Below are 22,816 nucleotides of genomic sequence, written 5' to 3' on the forward strand. Positions count from 1 at the left end.
TGAATTTTATTTTTTATTGTTCAGGAAAGCTTTTATTTAATAAAACATGAAAGATATCATCCGATTTAATTTCAAATACTATTTGCAATATTCAAGTCTCTGGCATTCCATAGAAAACTCAAATATCTTCAGCAATAACAGCAGGTGATTTTTATCCAGAGGGACATCAGGTTTTTGGCAGTATTTCTAATTATCACTCTTCTAGTTGTAACTTCTTCTGGCTGTACTGATACACAAACACAGGAAGTATCTGAAGATAAAGATATGGAGCAAAATGCCAGTATGAACCAGACCATTGATTCTGAACCGGTTAGTTTCACCCTGACACTCAAAAAAGCAGCAGTGTTGGAAATAGATAATGGATACTCTCTGAAAGTTCTGGAGATAAGCAAGCAAAGCAGAGATGTTCGCATCTCTTTCAGAAAAGATGGGAATGAATATACTACTGGTACATTGTCTGAGAATAAAACATACAGTATAAAAGACACAAATGGGGAAAATACCATATACAACATCCAGATAGTCAGGATATCTGACAACAGTTTCTCTGTTGAACTGAGCTATACTATCAATCCTGCAATATTCCTTGAAACCGAAATATATGAAGGTGAAATTACACACACAGATGTGAAAATTAACAGCAACACCATAATAAGGTCGTATCGCTGGGAATACGATAATACGGATTTTTCAGTTGAATATGAATATGATACGGATGCATATGACGCATATTCACAAAGGAGTCGAAACCGAGATTTCAGTCATTTTGTAAATGACCCTTATGATGACGAACTTATATCCATGATAACAGAACAGATGGCTGAGCTTGCAGAGTCTAATGGTTATAACAGGGATGAGGTTCCTTATATTGTAATGGCTTTTGTGCAGTCACTTCCCTATGTAAGTGACAGTGCTTCTGCAGGTTACGATGAATATCCACGTTTTCCCTTTGAAACCCTTTATCATGGAGGAGGGGACTGTGAGGACTCATCCATTTTACTTGCAGCTCTGCTTTATGATATGGGATATGGTGTGGCACTGGTTGAGTTCCCAGGACATATGGGTGTAGGTGTTAAAGGTGCAGATGGCCTGGAAGGCAGCTATTTTGATTATTCAGGAATCCGCTACTATTATCTTGAAACAACGAATTCTGGATGGGAAGTAGGTGTGATACCTGATGAATATGCCAGTCTTGAAGCTTCAGTTCAACCTGTTCTAAGCTCATATCCACAACTCCAGATAGGATTCAGTGGCAGTGCACGAGGAAATAATTATGTAACCTATGCAGACCTTGAGGTCGAAGTGACTAATGTAGGTTCAGATGTTGCTGAAGATCTAGTTATTTATTCAGCCCTTGAAAGCACAACCCCAAATATGGTATGGGATAATCTCAGAACTGATACTCATGAGAATTTGGATGTTGATGAAACCGTGACCTACACAATATCCAATCTAAAGGTTCCTTATGGAGAAGTCTATCGTGTGGGAATAAGGGCTTGGAGCTCAAACTCTGAGACCGAATACGTTTATAGTGATTGGGCAACAGCCTGAAATTGTAGGTTAAAAACGAAAAGTAAAGTAAAGAAGGATTTTTCCTTCTTTTATCTCATAATATATGCTTTCAAAGGCGGTAAGCCGTTAAAAGCAATGGAACTGTAACTCTGTGTATAAGCTCCGGTAGTGAATATGTAAAGTCTTTCATTTTCATGCAGGCTTTCAGGGAACACATATTTGTGATCTTCGTAAAGAATATCCATGCTATCACATGTGGGGCCTGCAAGAATCACTTCTTCTTCGTATCCTTCACTTTCTGAATAGATAGGATACTTAATGCATTCGTCAAGTGTTTCAATGAGTCCACCGAACTTTCCTATATCAAGATATACCCAGTGATACTGGTTCAGCTTTGCTTTCTTCGATATCATTATGACCTCTGTCACAATGACACCTGCATCAGCAACCAATGACCTGCCAGGCTCTATTATAATCTCCGGATGGTCCTCACCAAAGTCTTCCTGTATGAAACGAAGAATCTCGTGTGCATATGTTTCGAGTTCATTAGCAGGTGACATATATTTAGCAGGGAACCCTCCACCAAGATTTATCATTTTAAGCTTAATACCCTCGAGGGCTACTGCCTCAAAGAGGTATTTGCATTTTGAAAGGGCATTATCCCATTGTCCTATATCACGCTGCTGCGAACCGACATGGAAAGAAAGACCATATGGTTCAAGTCCCATATTATGTGCTTCAATTATCAATTCATAAATAACATCAGGGTGGGCTCCGAATTTTCTTGATAACGGCCAGTCTGCACCATCACTTTCAGTGAGCAGACGGAAGAAGACGCGTGATCCAGGAGCATTTCTTGCGATCTTATGCAGGTCACTCTCTGAATCTGTTGCAAACATCCTGACGCCTTTTTGATATGCATATGCAATATCTTTTTCCTTCTTAATGGTGTTACCATAGCTGATCCTCTCTGGCTGGACACCAAGTCTCAGAAGCTGGTCAATCTCATATACAGTTGCTGCATCGAAATTGGACCCTTTATCTCGAAGGGAGGAAATGACTTCATCAAGGGGATTTGCCTTTACTGCATAGTATATTTTTACATAAGGCATATTTTTGACAAGTTTATCATACATTTTCTCCACTTTGGACAGGTCTACTATAAGAAACGGAGTCTCTTTATCTTTAGAAAACTCTTTAATCTTCTTAAAGTCAGCCTCTGATGTGAAATCACTCAGAGGAAAGTCATATTGCACTTTTCTCATATCTACTCCTTTTAGGTTTCTAAATAAGCATTATTTATGAATATTAAGACTAACAAACAGTTTTAAATTAATATTTCAAATAAATACTTGATAAATCTCCCCTATTATCATTTTAAGTATTTAAAACTGATTCTTCATTGTTTTAAATGAAATGTATTCTGAAAAAATAGATATATACCAGGTTGGTTCAGTATTTAAGAAAAACAACAGTTGATACCCATACAATATGAGAATTATACTGATTATTTCAATGAAAATTGAAATTCATACCTTATTTAAAAGGATGGTGGAAAAAACTTACTAATTACTCTTATTATGCTTTTGGCCCGATGTTACCCTTGTACTTGCGTGTTGAAGAACATCTATCTGGTAAAATGGGCCAAAAAATCTATTTAAAATCAATTAATCGCTGGCATTCTCTTCACTGTAAGGAAATGAAGCCAATTCAAAGGTTGTATTTACAAGAATCTGCTGGCTTAATGGCATTGTTATTAAAACGCCTATTATATAGATCAATAAATTGAAAGCAATGGGCCATCCCAAAAATAAACCTGCATAATATGGAAGCACACCTACCAGAGCCACAAAACCTACTATCAGACTTATTATCACACTTGTTATGATATTTCCCTTTACAATTCCTGCGCTTTCAGACAAAGCATCTGTCACATCATATCCTTTGATAACATAAAGAGGAAGCATATAGAACATGAAAAACACAGGAATCAGAATTATACAAAAAAACTGCAAGATAAAGAATGCCTGCTATTGCCAGAGTTACTGATTCAGGTATAGAGGAACTGGAAGAACCTAGAGTAAATATAATGCCAAATGAAAGTATTCCGACAAAAAATAACAATATCATTGCCACAATTGAGAGCAAAACAGCGATTATCATCACAAAAAGCATGTATTTCCAGCTACGAACAAAATTTCCGTCTCTAAATCCATCCAGAACATCCATTCCGTTAACCATTTCATTTCTTGCACCTTTTGCAATCATCATAACAAACCCATAGAGCAGTGGGGGAGCTGTGACAAAAAGTATGGACCCAAAACTCATAATTACTGTTGCGATTGCATAGGCGACAAAATTATTCAAAACTGCTTTAAATGAATTACCTAAGAGATTACCATATTCCATCTGATCACTTTTCTTCTATTCTTTCAAAAAATATGAATGATTAATAAATAACTTATATTCTATTAAATGTTATGTAAATAAGTATACATATAATTGAAATAAATAGAAGTGAAATATAAAAACAGAAGAAGAAGAAACGATCAAAGCTTCATCGCCTCAATTCATTCTTTTGAAATTGTTCTTCTTCTTATTGTTCCTGGATTTTCCCAAGAACTCCCTGTTACTTAATGATATAAGTGACCTGTACAGTCATTGAAACAGTTGATTCACCCGGACTGATTGGTGTTGAAGTTCCCTCAGCTACCGGCATTTCTTGTGCTATGCTATAAATTGCTGAGACACCACTATTATCATTTACAGATGAAGTTTTCACGCCTGTGATCTTTACATTCAGAGTACTTGCAAGCGTATCTGCTTTTGAGCGTGAATCGTTTACAGCTTCTGAAATAAGCTCATCACGAAGTTGTTTCTGCATTGCACCTGATACGGAGAATGACAGACTGCCGATCTGATTAGCTCCGGCTGCAGCAGACCTGTCAATGATCTCGTTGATCATGTCCAGTTTTTGAGTGGTTATTTCCACACTATTATAAGCTGAATAGCCGGTTATGGTTCTTCCGCCAGTGTAATTATATATCGGTGATACTGAAACATAAGAAGTTTGCATTTCCTTATCTTCTAAGCCTATAGCCTTTAATTCATTAACTACCGCATTCATTATTGCAGCATTTTCGTTGCTTGATCCGTTTGCCGTTTTGGCCTGGGTCACAACCCCAATACTAATTGATGCAGTATCAGGCACGACTTTCTGCTCCGCATATCCACTCATAAAAATTGTATTCTCTGTATTTTGTTGTGCTGTTCTCTGTGATTCTGCGTATAATGCTGCTGCCATCAGTGCCAGAGCTATTGCAAGAACCAGAATTAAATAAAATTGTTTATTGTTTTCCTGTGACAAATTACACACTCCCTTTAATTTCACTTTATTATTCTTTATTAATCCTAATATAACCTTGTCCCATTCGTTTTTCTTTAGAATAACATTATCAGGTATTCTGGTGTTGTTACCTGCCAAAAACTAAAATACATTGCATGCTCTTTTCATTATATGAGTTCAATTCACGAAGATCTGGTCAAATCGCTCAACTCCAAACAGGAAGCATATGTTAATCTGGAATTGCCTGATCCGACAAACGGTGAATATCTCCTTGGTGTTTTCCATCTGAGACCCGGTGGAAAATTCAATATTCTGCAGGCAGCTGCTGAAGTTGCAGCTGAATCATCAACAGGTACTAATTTTAAGGTAAATACAGAGACTTCATTTTCCAGAGTTATGAATGCCCTGGTTTACCAGCTTGATCTGGAACGTGAACTCATATGGATCGCATATCCCTGGAGACTTTTTGACAGGGGAGGAAATGTACAGAACATTCTCACCTATATTGTAGGTAATATCCTCGGAATGAAGGAAGTAGCAGCCCTGAAACTCCTGGATGTATGGTTCCCTCCATCTATGCTTGAACAGTATGACGGTCCAAGCTATACGGTCGATGACATGAGGAAGTACCTTGATGTCTATGACAGGCCAATTCTCGGAACTATAGTCAAGCCAAAAATGGGACTTACATCTGCTGAGTATGCAGAAGTCTGTTATGATTTCTGGGTTGGTGGCGGTGATTTTGTCAAGAACGATGAACCACAGGCCAATCAGGATTTCTGTCCATATGACAAGATGGTAAAACATGTGAAGGAAGCAATGGATAAAGCTGTTCGTGAAACAGGACACAAAAAGGTACATTCATTTAACGTATCAGCTGCTGATTTTGACACCATGATCGAAAGGTGTGAAATGATAGTCAATGCAGGTTTTGAGCCTGGAAGCTATGCATTCCTCATTGATGGAATTACAGCAGGCTGGATGGCTGTTCAGACACTCAGAAGAAGATACCCGGGCGTTTTCATTCACTTCCACAGGGCAGCACATGGAGCATTCACAAGACCTGAAAATCCACTGGGCTTCTCAGTACTTGTCCTGTCCAAATTCGCAAGGCTTGCCGGTGCTTCAGGAATCCACACAGGAACTGCAGGTGTTGGAAAAATGCAGGGTACACCTGAAGAGGATGTGGTTGCAGCACATGGGATACAATACATGAGTGCTGAAGGACACTTCTTCAAACAGAGCTGGTCCAAGATACCTGATACCGATAAAGATGCTATTAATATTGTAAATATAGATATGGCACACCATGTAGTGCTTGAAGATGATAGCTGGAGAGGTATGAAAAAATGCTGTCCAATCGTCTCAGGTGGACTTAATCCTGTAAGACTTAAGCCTTTTATTGATGTCATGGGAAATGTTGATTTCATAACCACAATGGGATCCGGGGTACATGCTCACCCGGGAAGTACACAGGACGGAGCTAAAGCCCTTGTACAGGCATGTGATGCATATCTACAGAAGATCGATATTGAAGAATATGCAAAGAGCCATAAGGAACTGGCACAGGCAATTGAATACTTCACTAAAGCATCAAAGGATGCAATGTGATTATTAATATAATTTAAGGCTGGCAGGAATGAAATTCAGGGATATAAGAGACATTGTAGACTGGAATGTCTACTGGCTGCTGTTCATGCTGGCTGAGTTTTCATTGCTTGCAGCACTACCTTATGCAATTACAATGTCAGGTGATGCACTGTATGATATGGCCATGGCAATTCCTACCATTCTGGCTGCACAGTTTGCCAGGTCAACAGTGATCCTTCTGATCGGTATTTTCACAGGTTTATACCTTGGAAAAAAGGTCGGTCTGAAAACACCTGTTCTTAGTTCTTTTTTTGAAGACAGGCAGTTACCTTCCAATTTCAAACCAGCTTTTAAGTTATCTGTTATATTTGGTGTAATTATATCTCTGCTAATTCTGATTTTGGACATATTCGTATTTGCAAGAGATTCAGAACCATTGTTGGTTTATCTGGCAACACCTCCACTTTGGCAGCGATTTATGTATTCATTTTATGTAGGAGTCACTGAAGAAGTCGTATTAAGGCTCTTTCTAATGACATTTCTGGTATGGATCACCTGGAAAATTAAGAAGAACTCAGAAGGAAAAGCTACTGATGCTGGTGCCTGGCTATCGATTATAATTGTAAGCTCAATTTATAGTATTATTTACCTGTTTTTTTCCAGAGAAAACATAGACCCTGCGATTGCTATGTCTATTGCTGTTTCTAATTGGATTGCAGGCACTGCCTTTGGATGGATTTACTGGAAAAAAGGACTGGAATATTCTATCATAGCTAATCTCACTGCTACTATGATGCTTTTTGTGGTATTCGGGTCACTGGTTCATTAGACAGACAAAACACATTTTACCAATCATTCTACCTATGAACTCTCATTTTACAAGTCGAAAAATAAAATTAAACTAAAGATAAGAAAAAACAAACAAAAATAAAGAGAAGGCTAGTGGGAATTCTTAATGACAATAACCCCGGTCTTAAAGACCTGAATCCCCTTTGCTCATACTCCATGAATCTGAATAACTAAAGATTACTAAAGCCTGAACGTAACAAACCTAATGTGTGTGGTTGTGGGAGTAATGTGGCAGGTTTGTTATCGTTCATGTGCTTTTGTACGTTTCGCTTTAGTTTCTTTCAATCAAAGGCCATATCGTACCACCGTATATGGTCATGCAATCTTTCGCATATTCAGCTTGTGACTGCAATTCCTAATATATTTTTCTACTATATAAATATATGTTTACTTTAATGTATAATGAGTATCATCATCATTATATGTTTGATTTAGACAGTTATAATATAAAATGATATAATTATACTTCAACCACTATGATCTTGAATGTCAGAGCCTTGCCTGCAAGCGGATGGTTAAGATCAAAAGTAACTTCATCTTCTGTAAGATCAACGATCTTTGCTGGGATTGTCTGTCCATGAGGAGACTGAACCCAGAATGTCTTACCTACTTCCATTTCCATGTCAGACCTTACAAGATCCCTTGACACTGTATCCTTGAGTGCTGCATTGTATTCCCCATAAGCATCTTTAGCTTCGATCCTGAACTCTTTCTCATCTCCAACTTCAAGGCCTTTAACCGCTTCATCAAAGCCTTTAATCACATTACCAGCACCAACTGTGAACTCCAGTGGCTGACCATGTGTTTCAGATGCATCAAAAACTGAACCATCATCAAGTAATCCAACATATTCTATCTTTACTGTATCTCCATCTTTAATTGCCATAATTATCAACTCAGTTAAACTCAATTCTGTAAACTTTAGTGCATCGGAGGCGACAACAATACTTAGGTGTTTTGGTGATAAACACATATTAAAACTGAACAAAATATTGCAATAACTGTATGCTATTTATAACAGGAATCCTCTAATTCTCAATAAAACTCATGGACCCAAACATGGTAGCAACAACCAATGGCATTACTCTGTCATCAAAAGATGCGGAGAATTATCAGATATCTCAAAAATCACCTTTAGCTGATAAAACACAGAAACAGATAGTTCTGCTCATAGCCATACTGGCAGGTTTTATCACTCCCTTTGACGGTTCGGCAGTGAATATAGCTTTACCTACCATGGGGGCAGAGTTCAATATGAATGCTATCTCACTTTCCTGGGTAGCTACAGCTTATCTTCTTTCTTCGGCAGTGTTCCTTGTGCCTTTCGGAAAACTCGCTGATATATACGGAAGAAAAAAGGTCTTTCTTTATGGAATAATCATCTTCAGTCTGGCGTCTCTGACGTTGACCATGGTTCCTACAGAAGGGATGCTCATCGGTATCCGTGTTATTCAGGGTCTGGGAAGTGCCATGATCTTTGGTACAGGAGCTGCAATTATCACATCTGTATTTCCCCCCGGAGAAAGGGGTGGAGCTCTTGGCATATATATCACTGCAGTCTACGTAGGACTTTCCATGGGTCCGTTCCTTGGAGGAATAATGACTCAGCACCTTGGCTGGAGAAGCATTTTCCTTGTCAATGTCCCAATAGGTGCTATTGCAGTTTTGCTTGTACTCTGGAAACTCAAAGGTGAATGGGCCGAGTGCCGTGGAGAGAAATTCGACCTTGCAGGCTCGTTGATCTATGGTTCTGCTGTTATTGCAGTGATGCACGGTTTCTCAACCCTTCCTGAGATCAAGGGTGCAGCCCTTATAGCTTTAGGACTTCTGGGTGTCGGCCTCTTTGCTCTTTATGAAATGCGTATACCCACACCCGTACTTGATATCAGGCTTCTCACAAGAAACCGTGTCTTTGCACTATCCAACATGTCTGCACTTATCAATTACAGTGCAACCTATGCAGTTACATTTCTCCTGAGTCTTGACCTGCAGTACACTAAAGGATTCACTCCGGAGCATGCAGGTATGATCCTTATCGCACAGCCTGTTATCCAGGCAATAATATCACCTGTTGCCGGAAGACTTTCTGACCGTATTGAACCCCGCTTGATTGCATCAACCGGAATGGGACTTACAGCAATCGGACTGTTCTTGTTGACTTTTGTTACGGAAATAACGCCTCTATGGTATGTCATCGGAACACTTGTGCTGCTTGGTGTCGGATTCGGTTTGTTCTCATCACCAAATACTAATGTTATCATGAGTTCGGTGGACAAAAGGTTCTATGGTGTTGCATCCGGAATGAACGGTACCATGAGACTGCTTGGGCAGATGCTCTCAATGGGTATTGCCATGATGTTATTCTCCGTTGTAATCGGCCCTGTGGTAATTACTTCTGAGTATTATCCTCAGTTCGTTGCCAGCATGCATTATGCATTCATCCTGTTCACGATCTTCTGTATAATAGGAATATTTGCATCTCTTGCAAGAGGAAAGAGTTCTGCAAATAACCATTGAACTCTTTTTACTGCTGATCAGGTTGTTATCCTTTTATACAAGACCGGAAGAGTCTCGGGAAGCGAACTTGCATCATCTATTATAGTGTACTCTGAATCGGAAAAAATATTTTCAAGATACTTGCCGGGGTCAGGATCAACTGTTATACAGAAAAAGTCAATTCCTTTTGTCTTGCATTCCTGAATTGCAATTCTGGTGTCTTCCTCAGCAATCGTTTCTTTGTATGCAGTTTCTCCATGGGAAATGTCAAAGGGTTCACCATCAGATAATAGTATTATTATCTTTGTTTTCGCGTCTACTTTTTCCAGTTTCCTTATGGAATGTCGGATTGCAGGTCCGAGTCTTGTATTGGATACCGGTTCCAGCAGGCTTATCCTGCGTGCAACGGTATCTGATAATTCTTCATCGAAATCTTTTATGACAAAGTATTCAACATCATCCCTGTCCTTCCCGGAAAAAGCGTAAATAGCATAGTTATCACCAATGCTTTCAAGAGCCTGGGTCATTATGATAAGAGAATCTTTTTCAACATCCAGTATGCTTTTTTCCTCATAATTTAGCATTTTGTGAGTCGAATAACTGACATCTACAAGGAAAAGAGTTGCAACATCCCTTTCATGCTTGTCCCATCTAATATAGAGCCTGTCATCAGGATTTACGCCGCATCTTTTCTGGATAAGGGAATCGATGAAGGCATCAATATCAATCTCTGTGCCATCTGCCTGCTCTTTCATCCTACGGAACGTTTCAGGCTTCATTCTGTTGAATATCTGCTTGATAAGAGCTATCTCGTTCCTGTATTGTTCTGATGCCTCATGATAATAGTCGCTTGACATGCCAAAAGGCTCAACTTCGTTTATTATACACCAGTCTGCTTTATAGTCACTGATGACAGCATCCCACTCATCATAGATATAACTGCCAAGTATGTTCCAGTTCTTTTTTTCAGCATAAGTAGGACGGCGTTTAATTCTTTCTTCCTGTGATGGCTCATTTTCTTCTGTAAGCTCAACTTTGCTTTCAGGAATGAATTGCCTGATAATATTCTCATGTGAATTAGTTGAAAGTGAATCTTTATTGTTATAGGCTCCAATGCTCACAGCACGGTAATCAAGGTTTTTCAGTACCTCATACTCTTTCTGGCTTAACGGACCTTCATATTCATCAAGTAATTTATATATCCTGAAGGTGGTTTTAAGGGAATCAAGTACAGATGAATCTTTCCTGAAAATACTTTCCTTCAGCATTGGTTCTATCTGATCCAGAAGGGTCTTTGTTACTTTGTTTAAATCATAAACATGCTCACCGATAGATATCCTCAGAAGTGATTCCATGAACTCCTGGATGTTATCGGAGGGTAGAGGTCTTGCCAGAAGCATCTGATTTCTTATTCTTTCAAGATCTGTCTTTACTCCCCTGTAGCGTTCCATTATCCTGTATTCTATCCTTGCATCCTCCAGAATGCCAAGTATTGTTCCTGCCAGTGCCTGGTTTGGGAACAGGGCTATGACATCAGCAATTCCAATGATGCCGTTTGCCTGCATTCCCGGAATAGGGAGCCTCTTTTTCATGGTAGAGTATCTTTTTCTGATATCTGCCATTAATTCCGCTGCACCATCATGATCCAGCTCATTGGAACTGAAACGTATATGGCCAACTTCATGCATGATGCTCAGTTTGTAGACCTTGTAGTTATCCTCAAAATCACCATATTTCCTGATCCTGGGTGCAAGATAAATTGTATTGCCTGCGATCACAGGATTTATAGAATTCAGGTCATCTTTTGGTTCCAGCGTTCTGAGGGACATTATATTGAAGTTAACTCCTGACAATCCAAGAGCATAGTATCTGAGCACGTTGATGATCTCACTGAGTGCTACAGAACCTTTTAAATTTTCAGCAAATTCCTTTGATTTTTCGGATTTCAGGGAAAAATAAGGTCGTCCTTGTGATGGATTCTCTTCAAAAACAGTAATACCTTTTAAAGCCCACTCTTCCAGTTCACTGGCATTCAGATCCTTTAAAAGAGGAGCCGAGAAGGAAAAATAATCAATTGCAAGATCATTATCCAGATCAAATATCTTTAAGCCGGTTCCCGCCCATTTTCTGATGCCTTCCAAATTGGTGTTCTCTGCTGCTACGGGAATGTTTTCAAAGAAAAGTCCTGCCATCATCCAGTCCTTATCGAGCAAAAGCCGGGCAGTTCTGAGAAATTCAGCATGATGAGGGAAACTGCCCATTTTTAAAACACTTAGCAAATTACCATGGTAATTTCTTCCAGGGAATCTGGATTCTATTAGCTGGAGCAGTTCTTTTTTAGTAATAGCTTCATGCTCAGTGTTTTTGTTTGACAAAATATATCCTCACTTGCGGATTCTCAGCTGTGATGTCATTGCTAGTATTCAAATTGTTCCTAATTCTTTATATCAACTATGCAGCTGGTCATGGTGAAAATATATATAATTTAAATGCTAAGAGGACGCCTGATGGCAGAAAACGATAACGATCACAGAGCAAGGGTATATACCTTACAGAATGAAACCATCGAAGTATTGTATAATGCCCAGAAAGAAACAAAAGCGACTGTCAGGGAGATAAATTCCCATCTTGGAAATATCATACCTTCTACAAGCCGGCAGTCCTTGTACCTGTTTCCTTTTACTAATTCTGTGAATCTCAATATTCCTATTAAAGCCATCAAGGAAATATTCCTGAATCAGATCATTCAAATCGAAAGTAACAATTGCCTTAAGATTTCCATTGACTATGACAGCGTTCTGGACTTTATTGATAATATGGAAACCTATGATGCTTTTAAGATAGCAGAACACGTCAAAAACGAGTATATCCAGAACGATGAACACATTCTAAAGAGGATTAAAAGCGATTGCAGACGTCTTATTCCTATTGCCAGCCATTCATCCTCAGAATACATGGAAAAAAGAAATGGAATGGCTATCAAACTAAAAGCATTAAAAAACCCGGAACAATCACTTGATTGTCTTGAAAGTCTCGGAAAACTTGTCGATATTACTCTGAACAGCACTCCCCCCTCAAAAGCAAGAGGAATTAAGATTGAGCCAGGGCAATCTCATATCGATGAGAATATGAGGCTCTATTATTTTAAGAACGGGAATATTCGGCTTATATTCGATGAAGCTGAGAATACTGAGAAAGTGATTGGGGCGCTGGAATTAGTATTTTAAGTATATCGTTGTGGGTATCACCAAGTGACTTTTGAGGAGCTAGGAAGATCGTTTGTCCGCCACAGTCTACAATTACCGAATACTGATTAAGTCATGTAATTTTATAAACATTCTCAAACATTCATTAAATTCATCAGAACCAAATTCTATTTTTGTAGTTGAATATGGTAATGTTTCATTAGTTTTCCAGTTTCTAATATGAGGTTTTATTATGAATATTTTTGAATCTCTATCTAGTTTGATGTCATAAAATCCACCATATGTGGGGTTTCCTTGATCGGTGTATACGTTCCTGTCAATGTCGTCTAAAGAACGACAATCGCATTCGAGATCAAAGCTACTGGTAGCAAAATTAAGGTATCGTCCAGTATTTTGTATAAAAAGATAGGCTATATCTAGTGCATCTTCTACTTTTTCTTTATCAGGAATTTGGTATGAATGTTCTAGTAAGTTTCTGGTTTTATTAATTTTTGTTAAAATTCGTGGGGAAAGAATTCCCATATCATTTAAAATTTCTATTTTAGCGGGGAATCCTAAGTTTTTCTTTTTTGCCATACTATAAAGGCATAAATACATCAACAAAGAATCTATTTGACATTCAATTGCTCTTTTGGTGTTTGAAAGGCAGTCAAGCAAACCATGAGGAGTATTTTCATTCAAATTACATTCTGCATAGTGCAAAAATTCGTCAGGTTTTATACTAAATGGAATTTCAAATGTTCCAGGAGATAAACTAACAATAAGTCCAAATTTATTGAATTCTTTCAGTACCTCTACATTTAGTTCATTATGCATAGAATAAACTTTTATTGTAAATATTAATAGATATTTGTTTTGACATGAATTCTAACTATTAATGCAAACTCACAAAGAAATGATTTCAACCCAACCTTCCTATGCACATAATCAATACCTTACGCCTTCGTAACCTCCCAAAAAACAATGCTTATTATGTATGCAAGAGTGACAATTCCTAAATTATCCCAATTACCAGTATAATACAAAATAAGGATAATTATTGCATATGTTATAGCTTCTGATACTACTTTTTTTAATTTCATAACCACACCCAAATTTAATTTAGGTGTTTTGTAAGCATTTAACTATATAAAAATTACTGTTTTGTTTTTCGGTACAAAAAACAGAAGTAGTGACACAATAGATTACGTATAATCAATAATTGCAATAGTGTAGAAATGAAGTTTAAAAAAGTTATTTGGTAGCCCGGCACGGATTCGAACCGAGGTTGCGGGATCCAGAGTCCTGCATGATTGACCACTACACTACCGGGCTACGGTGAATGCATCTCCTTAATTGTAAAGCTTGTATATTAAGGTATCGGACGGATGGTTATTCAAGTCCTTCCGGATTCTCATTGAGGACTGCGGTCCACCACCACCTGGCCATGTCAACAAGGTCCTTGCTGAACTGACCTGACAGGCGATATTCATGATCCTTGTGAGTAATGAGGCCGGCGCCTAGCAGTTTATTGCGCATGGCGTAGAATGAGGCACGGCCTATATCGAGTTCCTGAAGAAGAGCTTCCCACTCACTGGTCTTGATGGGACTTCCTGCTTTTTGACGATCTTCGACCATCATGAGAAACTTCTGGCCGCGAATGGCAGTTGCCTCTTCCTGAAAGAGTCGTCTCATCAGGTTATAATACGGGTCTCTGGAATGAGTTATACGGGAATTGGAATCCGACCGTATGACAATCGTAGTAGATGTACGCGGTGCGTTTTTTACTATAGACATTTCAATCAGGTTTGTTAAGGCGTTGTTAACGAGTTTAACAGCCTGATGATGATGGTTTTCCTTCCAGAGCAGATCTTATCAGATCCTCATATTCTTCTTTCAAAGAATATACTATAGGGGTTTTGTAAGATTCTTTGTGAGATCTGAGCACACCCAATTTGGAGTAGATATAACCTACCATGGATGCCACTGCACTGCGTGAAATATCATACTTTTCAGCGATATTTGCATGCAGCTCATCTACTGTTGTCTCTTTTACTTTTAAGAAAATGGATAGTATATGACTGCGGAGTCCATTTACGTCTAATTCAACGAACTTCTGCAATCTTCGTTTTATTTTTGCGCGAATTGAGTCCATAACTTCACCTCAGGCATAGCACAAAATTTTATATGTATTTCAATCTATATATATGTTTTTAAAGTTTTATAATATGAAGCTAATAATAAGTAGAAAGAAGTAAAGGACTAATACGATAAATGCATTAATCCAACTCTCAATTTTTCCGGTGACGATATGAATATAAAATACGATGTGGAAAATAACGTTATGCAGATCGATGATGTTGACCTGTATCCCGAAAACCTTGACCGTAACTTTATAGGGATCTGCAATTCTTGCAATTCAGATGTCACCAGTCTCAGTTATCATGTCCATGACAATGGTATGGTAGTTGCAGGTAAATGCACAGCATGCGGCGTACTGTATGCAATATTCTACGATACAGAATGGAATTGGCAGGGAGAAGAAACTATTGTAGACTTCTTCAATATCAATAGCAGTAACAATATTCGATTTCTGGACAGCATTGATAGAAAAAAACTTGAAACCGTTTTTACTCCTGCTGAAACCACTGCAATGTATGCAAAAGCAAGAGGAGAGAAATATGTCAGACAATACCTGTATCGTGCCAGAAAAAAATATAATGACTTTTATGAACTGTTTGGAATACAAATTAACATATGAATATAATATAATAAGTTAACAAGACAGTGTATGAAGTCCAGGCAATGTAGTAATTTTTATAGATATTAAATAAATAAATACTCAATGTTTGATAATATATAATACTATATTTATAAATAGTAACATTAATTGAAAGTGATAGAGGTTTTGAATCATAAATAGTCAGAAAAATCTATCTGCACTAAATCACACTTTTGTACTATTTTTTTTAACTGTGATAATAACTTTAATGAATATTACTGCAAATGTCAGAAATAATAATTAATAATTAAAATTAAATTATATAGACAACAGTCATAAATAGCAACATTTACATACGTGTAACCAGTGAGGGAATAAATTTCAATTTACCTAATAGAGCTATATAACACCCACTAACCATCTATATTGTACCACCAATATTTATTCCCTCATATTAGCAAGGTTTATATCCATTATTCTTTAAATGTGATTTAGGTCATATTTATTAATTGAAAGAGCACACTTCTTGAAAATATGCAGTGATTATATTAATAAACAAAACTATTCTTGTTAAATTATATATAATATCACATAAAAAGTAACTGTTGCATAGTGCAGGAGAGAATAAATCGTAAATCCTCCTTGGGCCTGTAAGGATGAACACTAACTGCCTAACCTAACCCTAACATGTCCCTATCAGGCCTTTATTTATTACACTATTTTTTACCAAGGCACATGCAGAATTTGGATCATGAAATGTTTATTAACCTGTGCATCCTGTCGCCTGATAAGTATTGAGCGCCGAATAAAATACATGATCATTTGCTACGATCAAAACTCATATTTCTAAACATAGCTTCCTGTCATCATAAATATGTGTAAAATATAATTCCTATTAACCATTAGGCATTAGTGGTTACCTTATGGGGCAATTACCCATTACCCAACCTTCATTTTGCCCCATCAGGACTTCTTGCTTGTTCTACTTTTTCAGTATCAAGTGGGAAAAAGGATTATTTATCAAGATCTGCTGAAACTAACAATAATCAAGAGCAGTAAGCAGTTAACTTGGCCAAGTAATATCTAATGTCAATAGCATTGAAAATAATAACGTCGTTGTTTATTCAAATGTTGTAGTGAATAAAAATGCAATTTTTTTAAATAATTAATTAACCATAGAATGAATAGGAGTACAGGACTAAGCGTGCTGGGGAGTGGCTTAGATATTAATCATATAACAAAAACCAAATTAGGTGGTGCAAATTGTTATAAGATTAATGCTTCAATATAGTCTGATAGAGGATCTAAATACATCATACCAACCAATGTGCTCTATACCTCCCTCTATCAGACTTGACATTAATAGTTGCCTCATGTTACAACCCTATCCAACCAAGCTCTCATTTTCTTCACAAGGCAACTTTTAATTATGAAGGTGCAATGATGTATGAAGTTAAAATCATGGGCCTGCTTTCTTTTTTCCTCTACAGGTGGAAACGTGAAGGCAGGAAAATCTTTAAGCTGACTGATAGCGGTTACCCGTCCTTTTTAGCTCTTGGATACTGCAACCACCCTAATAAGGAAATAGTGATCTGTCGGGTTCTTAACTGGAAGCTCCGGTTATTGCATGAGATGGGGCACGAGTTTGGCCTACAGCACATCAAGGAAAAAGGGCATGTAATGCACCCGTGGGGATTCCTGAGAGGGCCTATTATCGACCCTTCAGAGTGTGACCCGGACACGTATCTTAAAATGAAAGAAAGATATCAAGAGGCTTTAAATGAGCAGGGCCTTTAAACTACCTAAAAGAAGCATACGTGCGGCACTGGCTCTTTTGTTGGTGCTGGCTAGTATCGGTTTCACAGCTTTTCAAATACCATGCTCGGAAATATTGACACTCACAGGCTCAGTAGTGGCTTATTACTTTGCAACGGGTGAGCAAGATGCAGGGTCTTGAAGTAATCCTGTCTATTGTCTCAGGTGCAAGTTTAATAATTAATGCATCTATATGGTATAAGTTAGGAAGTATCGAAAAGCAAATGAATTCCTGCGAAAACTCCAAAGTGTCACCAAAAAAGTAAGATGTAACTAAATATAGTTATATCCATCTTATGCTTTTGTATATATTGCAATGTAATAATATAATGTTACACATATAATATACAATTTAGAGAAATAAATTAATACATTAGATTGCATTTATAAAAATAGACATAATTAATTAGTCTTTTCGCACAAATACGAACAAAAATACCATTTTTGGCTATTTTAGAGGATTTAGTGAACAAAATATGTGAAATATAATAAATTAGATGCTGAGATATAACTAAAAGTAATAATGCAACCGAGTTCCAAATTAATGTTAAAAGTTAATGGAAAAAAGCTAGTACTATAAATAATAATTATATAAGTTGATACAACATTCCATTATAATTTTAATTGTCTGCTTACAGTGCATTATATTTTACTATGTGCAGTCGATACAAAACCTATTATATTTAGCTATTTTTATTTAATAGTTTTTGACACGTTTACTCTGGAGTCACAGCGCTGAAAACACCAATCTAAAATCTGCGCGGATTTTCTGAACAAGCCGCCAAAAATGAGCTTACTTCAAATTAAAAGTTATAAAGTGTAAGCTCTGTTTTCTGTGATCTTAAACAAAAATATCCATATTCTTATAGACTATAGAAATGAAAATTAGTTTTTTCAAAAATTGCCAAAAAGGGTATGTTTTTCTGAAATCGGTTGTTCCAGAGTATATAGGAATATGGGTGTTCCGAACTCCAACCCTAGGATGATCTGCACAAAAATACCTGAGAAAATCAGAGTAATTACAGCATACACTATATTCATATAGTGTCTGTAATTTAAGAGATTATTCCACAATCAAACAAATGGAGATAAAAAACGAGATCTAGCTACTGATTTATATTTTATTGCATGTATGGTTGAACGCTAACTCAACTAATTGGAACAAACTTTTAAGCAACCCTGCTATTTAGAAGTGTGAATTCAATACAAATATGTCAACTTCTCACACATTAAATATTATTATTGATAGTTAGCATCATTTTAAATTTAAAAAGTATTTTATTTATTTTTTACTGCTTTTGTGTAAAGTATTTATTAAAGTATAATTTAATTAAACATATTTTTATAAAATAATTATTGTAACTTTTAGTCTATACTAAACATACTGAAAGATAATAAATAAAAATAGACTTATAATAAAACAACATTCAAAATAAAATTTACAGTTTGCAACTGAAAATAAATAGTTAATAATAAAAATTTAAACAGATTGTATAACACATATATTTTAGCATACAATTATAGATAAATTTTGACTGTTATCATCTTGTTTAATTCTTGCTAATATCATAACCTATACTATAGTATATAATTCGGATTTAATGTAACAGGTTGCAAATTCATCTACTAATGATGTCCTATATAATACTACGCAAATTGCTTGTCAAAACTTAAAACTAAATAACATGTAAAAGATAATCCTTCCCGAAGGAATCCTATGACAAAAGAACGTTTTTTTATTTACTCCACCGTATTCCTTATTATGGGTTTATCCAATTCGGTTATTCCCGTATTGCCAGAGATTGCCTCTGGGTCCTCCGTAGAACCAGGCACCATTGAATACACCTTACTTTTTTCCGGATACTTTATTGGAGCATTATTATCTTTGATACCGTTCGGATTTATAGCAGACAGATACAATCACCTGAAACTGATTATTCTTGCTATTTCCCTTACTGCAATATCCGGCATAATGCTCACACTAACCAGCAATGCCTACATAATGATACTTGCAAGAATAGTGGAAGGTAGTGCTTGTGGTGCATTTTTCCCACCTGCATACGCAATGCTTGCAGAATATCAAAAAAAGAGCCGATATCTTGGAGAATTCAATTTCCTTCTTAACGCAGGACTTGCATCAGGAGCAATAGCTGCAGGATTTCTAGCAAATGGATACATTAAAGGAGCAGTTATACTTTTCACAGTGCTTTCATTAATATTACTCACCTTCGGACTTATTAGAACAAGAGCTTACCAAAACAGAAGCAAACGTATAAACAATTCAACCCGGAAAACAGGAAGAGAAACACATCTGGAAGGCACATTCCTGAATGAAACTAGAAATATACTCAATATAGCATTAAATCCAACTTACATCAGAACATGGATAATTGCATTCTTCATTTTTGGAATAACAGGAGTAATGCTTGCTTATTATCCCCAGTACAGTAGCGGAATGCTTAGTAAACCAGAGCTTGGTATTGTAATAGCTATTGTATATATTAGTTCCATGGCCACCAATCTCATCGCAGGAAGAACAAGTATCAATTACAAGATAATGATAAATGCAGGAATAATTCTTGCTGCTGCCGGAGTCTTTTTATCCATTATACAACCCCTCCCTGGTTTTACACTCCTTGGCATAGGTTCCGGAATGGGTATGATAGGTTTACCAATAGCAGTCTCCCATATGAATATCGACAGGAAAAATAAAGGGCTGAGCATGGGCATCTTTACTACATATACATATATGGGACTTGCATTCTTACCCATGATAATGGGATACTTTACCAAATTCGGATACAGCACAATGTTTGCAGGAACTGCATTGCTTATGATACTTACTATTTTACTAAAAGGTAGCACCAAAAATAAAAGTAAATCCAAATAAACTAATCAGAACTAAATAGAAAATTTATTATGTAGCTATCTTGTTCCTTAGACAGATGGTACCAATAAAAAACGTAAAAACAATTACCCCTGAAAGAAAAACTGATACAGTACACCTATCTTCAATGTGTTGTGTTCTTCTACTGATGCTGTATTTTTTTACAGCTCAGGCAGGAGCAAATACAGTTGCAGAAATAGGATCAGTTAATACTCCCCATGGTGTTGTCATTCTCATTGTTGACGGTTTAAGTTCATATTATACATATCCGGAATACACTCCCTGTGCAATAGACGGATCAGTGCTTAAAAAAGCAGACGTTCCTAAAATGCAGGAAATGTTTAACAACAGTTGCAGGATACTGGATGTGACAGTTCCTCAGACATTCACAGAAGGAGGGCACTCTGTGATTGCTACAGGATATTCCAGAGCCGATTCCGAGCTTACAGGCTCATCAGGAACAACAATCTTTGACATTGCCCATGATTACAATTACCTTACTTTTGCGATCATGGAAAAGGGAGATTCATATGGATTTTGCAACAAGCAAAATGTAGTGATGCATGATACGGAGAACTCCATAAATGAACCTGAAATGGTCATTGAAACAAATATGCTTACGGAAAATACCAAAACTATTTCATTTGAAATTACAGACCAAATGCAATCTCATTCTTCTAAATTACAGGAAAAACTCGACCAGTATCCCGAAGGTTCAATTGAACGTTACAATGAATACAATAACTGGATCATAGAAACAGGAATTGATATTATTGAATACATGGAAAAAGAGTATCCTGAACAGAACTACATACTTACAATAAATGCAGGTGCTGTAGATAGTGCTGGCCATTACAAAAAGAACAGTGGTTACGTTGCATGCATTGAGGGATTAGACAACGCAAGCTACTCACTTTATGAAACATGTCTTGAAAATAACCTGGCTTTTGTACTTACAGGAGATCATGGGATGGCATTCCCTACTGACGATTCAAAAGGAGGACATCAGGCTGAAAAATATTCCGTGATGACCGAATCACAAAAAGTTCCACTGGTAATAGCAGCAAACGACATCGAAAATGTTGTAGTGGATAAAGAAGTAGGCCAGGAAGATATCGCACCAACAATCCTTGAAGTACTAAATATTCCTGGAAAACTGAGACTTGCTGATGGAAAGGCAATTACATTGAAAGAATACACAAATGTTGAAGTAATAATTCCTGAAGAAGGAGAATTAGTCCTGAGCAAAAATGATGAAATTCTCTTCAGAGATGATGTCAGGGAAAATATTGCATTTCAGGGGCTGGAGCCAGATAATGAATATAAGCTAGTATTTAAACCCTTTTCTGATCCAGATAATACCGTTCAGCAATTTTTCAATGCAGGATCTGATATTTCACTTAAATTATTAACATCAGAACAGCGTTCCAAAAGTGATAAATCATATCAAAACTCTCGTTATATAGTAGGAGGAATTCTGATAGGAGCCGTGAATCTTACAGGATTGCTGTTGATACGTAAAGTACTGAAGGAATAATCTATCAACACACTCAAAGGCACTACTGCTATAGAGTTGCTAAAGGGATTGATACCATGAAGCAAGAGCTACACAGACTTTTGCAGAATACATATGAGATCTTCAATTCAGAAGAAGCGCTGGTACGCATAAACTCATCGAAAGCCCTGATAGTTGGAGATATTCATGGGAATCGGGAAGCTCTTGAATTTATCCTATACATTCGCAAAGCACTGAAATGTGACCATATTGTGTTTCTTGGAGATTATGTAGACAAAGGCCCACATTCTACCCAAGTTCTGGAAAGGATCCTGGAATTGAAATTGTGTGAACCTGAATCTTTTATTTTACTAAGAGGAAACCATGAAACAAGAGAAATGAACAGGTTTCATGGTTTTTATGATGAAATAAAGGACGAGGAATTATTTCAGGAAGCAAACCGCACATTTGATAAAATGCCGATTTCTGCCGTAATTAATGATTCCATTTTCTGCGTGCACGGCGGTATTCCAGGACCTGTTGGCCTGGATGCCATAAACAAAGAGGAATCTTTTCATTTTTTGTGGAACGACCCAAGCGGCTGTGATGGTATAAGTGCATCTTTTCGTGGATCACGTCCACAATGTTTTGGTGAAGATATTTTCACCGAATTCATGGATAAAAATGAGCTATCCCTGATGATACGTGGACATACAGCCCTATTTACAGGACATGCATGGTGCTTTGATAGAAAAATGCTTTCAATATTTTCCTGTCCGGAATACATTGGAAAAAACAACAATGCATCATTTGCCATGTTAAAGGATGATGAGTTATCAATATTCACATTTGGAAGAACAGAGGATTGTTATTCACTGATGCATAATAATTCCTGATTCACAATTGTTAAATACAGTTA

The 22,816-nt window shown here is 37.0% G+C and carries 21 protein-coding genes and 1 tRNA gene; 11 read left to right on the plus strand and 11 right to left on the minus strand.

The genetic code is table 11. The features are described from left to right. Positions 1-174: 174 nt before the first annotated feature. The gene (locus RE474_RS13635; protein ID WP_309310913.1) at positions 175-1,551 is read left to right on the plus strand and encodes a transglutaminase-like domain-containing protein; all 1,377 of its coding nucleotides are present in this window, start codon (positions 175-177) and stop codon (positions 1,549-1,551) included. A 50-nt stretch (positions 1,552-1,601) separates the two neighbouring features. Here the strand turns inward: RE474_RS13635 and RE474_RS13640 are convergent, their stop codons facing one another. The 4 genes from RE474_RS13640 to RE474_RS13655 all read right to left on the minus strand — a co-directional run bounded on the left by RE474_RS13640 (position 1,602) and on the right by RE474_RS13655 (position 4,879). Beyond that, complete coding sequence (locus RE474_RS13640) at positions 1,602-2,777, minus strand: type III PLP-dependent enzyme (protein WP_309310914.1); 1,176 nt, start codon at positions 2,775-2,777, stop codon at positions 1,602-1,604. Between the two features lie 402 nt (positions 2,778-3,179). After that, complete coding sequence (locus RE474_RS13645) at positions 3,180-3,488, minus strand: hypothetical protein (RefSeq protein WP_309310915.1); 309 nt, start codon at positions 3,486-3,488, stop codon at positions 3,180-3,182. Continuing rightward, positions 3,448-3,921 carry a hypothetical protein gene (locus RE474_RS13650; protein WP_309310916.1) on the minus strand — a complete coding sequence of 158 codons (474 nt, stop codon included), beginning with the start codon at positions 3,919-3,921 and terminating at the stop codon, positions 3,448-3,450. The genes RE474_RS13645 and RE474_RS13650 overlap by 41 nt, the downstream gene beginning before the upstream one ends. Before the next feature lie 220 nt (positions 3,922-4,141). After that, a complete protein-coding gene (locus RE474_RS13655; RefSeq protein WP_309310917.1) occupies positions 4,142-4,879 on the minus strand; it encodes an SIMPL domain-containing protein in 738 nt (245 codons plus the stop codon). A gap of 150 nt (positions 4,880-5,029) precedes the next feature. Between RE474_RS13655 and RE474_RS13660 the strand changes: the two genes are divergently transcribed. Both RE474_RS13660 and RE474_RS13665 read left to right on the plus strand, forming a co-directional pair. Next, positions 5,030-6,469 carry a ribulose-bisphosphate carboxylase gene (locus RE474_RS13660; RefSeq protein ID WP_309310918.1) on the plus strand — a complete coding sequence of 480 codons (1,440 nt, stop codon included), beginning with the start codon at positions 5,030-5,032 and terminating at the stop codon, positions 6,467-6,469. A 28-nt stretch (positions 6,470-6,497) separates the two neighbouring features. Beyond that, positions 6,498-7,277: a CPBP family glutamic-type intramembrane protease gene (locus tag RE474_RS13665; RefSeq protein ID WP_309310919.1), complete on the plus strand. Its 780-nt coding sequence runs from the start codon at positions 6,498-6,500 to the stop codon at positions 7,275-7,277. A 480-nt stretch (positions 7,278-7,757) separates the two neighbouring features. Here RE474_RS13665 and RE474_RS13670 read toward each other — a convergent pair whose 3' ends face one another. Continuing rightward, positions 7,758-8,183 (minus strand): FKBP-type peptidyl-prolyl cis-trans isomerase, encoded by a 426-nt coding sequence (locus RE474_RS13670; RefSeq protein WP_309310920.1) that lies wholly within the window; start codon positions 8,181-8,183, stop codon positions 7,758-7,760. Positions 8,184-8,356: 173 nt separating this feature from the next. Here RE474_RS13670 and RE474_RS13675 point away from each other — a divergent pair, with 173 nt between their 5' ends. Continuing rightward, on the plus strand, positions 8,357-9,814 hold the full coding sequence (locus RE474_RS13675; protein WP_309310921.1) for an MFS transporter: 1,458 nt from the start codon (positions 8,357-8,359) through the stop codon (positions 9,812-9,814). 17 nt (positions 9,815-9,831) lie between these two features. Here RE474_RS13675 and RE474_RS13680 read toward each other — a convergent pair whose 3' ends face one another. Then, a complete protein-coding gene (locus tag RE474_RS13680) occupies positions 9,832-12,168 on the minus strand; it encodes a nitric oxide reductase activation protein NorD (RefSeq protein WP_309310922.1) in 2,337 nt (778 codons plus the stop codon). A 132-nt stretch (positions 12,169-12,300) separates the two neighbouring features. Here RE474_RS13680 and RE474_RS13685 point away from each other — a divergent pair, with 132 nt between their 5' ends. Next, complete coding sequence (locus RE474_RS13685) at positions 12,301-13,020, plus strand: hypothetical protein (protein WP_309310923.1); 720 nt, start codon at positions 12,301-12,303, stop codon at positions 13,018-13,020. Positions 13,021-13,092: 72 nt separating this feature from the next. Here RE474_RS13685 and RE474_RS13690 read toward each other — a convergent pair whose 3' ends face one another. The 5 genes from RE474_RS13690 to RE474_RS13710 all read right to left on the minus strand — a co-directional run bounded on the left by RE474_RS13690 (position 13,093) and on the right by RE474_RS13710 (position 15,133). Continuing rightward, a complete protein-coding gene (locus RE474_RS13690; RefSeq protein ID WP_309310924.1) occupies positions 13,093-13,815 on the minus strand; it encodes a hypothetical protein in 723 nt (240 codons plus the stop codon). 119 nt (positions 13,816-13,934) lie between these two features. After that, positions 13,935-14,081 (minus strand): hypothetical protein, encoded by a 147-nt coding sequence (locus RE474_RS13695; RefSeq protein ID WP_309310925.1) that lies wholly within the window; start codon positions 14,079-14,081, stop codon positions 13,935-13,937. Positions 14,082-14,237: 156 nt separating this feature from the next. Next, a tRNA-Gln gene (locus RE474_RS13700) sits at positions 14,238-14,313 on the minus strand. 57 nt (positions 14,314-14,370) lie between these two features. Further along, a complete protein-coding gene (locus tag RE474_RS13705; protein ID WP_309310926.1) occupies positions 14,371-14,775 on the minus strand; it encodes a hypothetical protein in 405 nt (134 codons plus the stop codon). Between the two features lie 34 nt (positions 14,776-14,809). Beyond that, the gene (locus RE474_RS13710; RefSeq protein WP_309310927.1) at positions 14,810-15,133 is read right to left on the minus strand and encodes a DUF2551 domain-containing protein; all 324 of its coding nucleotides are present in this window, start codon (positions 15,131-15,133) and stop codon (positions 14,810-14,812) included. Positions 15,134-15,289: 156 nt separating this feature from the next. Between RE474_RS13710 and RE474_RS13715 the strand changes: the two genes are divergently transcribed. From RE474_RS13715 to RE474_RS13740, 6 genes are all read left to right on the plus strand, one after another. Continuing rightward, on the plus strand, positions 15,290-15,739 hold the full coding sequence (locus tag RE474_RS13715; protein ID WP_309310928.1) for a hypothetical protein: 450 nt from the start codon (positions 15,290-15,292) through the stop codon (positions 15,737-15,739). Positions 15,740-17,140: 1,401 nt separating this feature from the next. Continuing rightward, entirely contained in the window at positions 17,141-17,497 is a 357-nt protein-coding gene (locus RE474_RS13720; RefSeq protein ID WP_309310929.1) for a hypothetical protein, read from the plus strand. Continuing rightward, a complete protein-coding gene (locus RE474_RS13725; protein WP_309310930.1) occupies positions 17,481-17,657 on the plus strand; it encodes a hypothetical protein in 177 nt (58 codons plus the stop codon). The genes RE474_RS13720 and RE474_RS13725 overlap by 17 nt, the downstream gene beginning before the upstream one ends. Positions 17,658-19,232: 1,575 nt before the next feature. Then, positions 19,233-20,405: an MFS transporter gene (locus RE474_RS13730; RefSeq protein ID WP_309310931.1), complete on the plus strand. Its 1,173-nt coding sequence runs from the start codon at positions 19,233-19,235 to the stop codon at positions 20,403-20,405. 55 nt (positions 20,406-20,460) lie between these two features. Next, positions 20,461-21,939 (plus strand): sulfatase-like hydrolase/transferase, encoded by a 1,479-nt coding sequence (locus RE474_RS13735; RefSeq protein ID WP_309310932.1) that lies wholly within the window; start codon positions 20,461-20,463, stop codon positions 21,937-21,939. 56 nt (positions 21,940-21,995) lie between these two features. Beyond that, on the plus strand, positions 21,996-22,793 hold the full coding sequence (locus RE474_RS13740) for a metallophosphoesterase (protein ID WP_309310933.1): 798 nt from the start codon (positions 21,996-21,998) through the stop codon (positions 22,791-22,793). Positions 22,794-22,816: the final 23 nt, after the last annotated feature.

This window comes from Methanolobus sediminis, from assembly GCF_031312595.1.
GTDB lineage: Archaea > Halobacteriota > Methanosarcinia > Methanosarcinales > Methanosarcinaceae > Methanolobus > Methanolobus sediminis.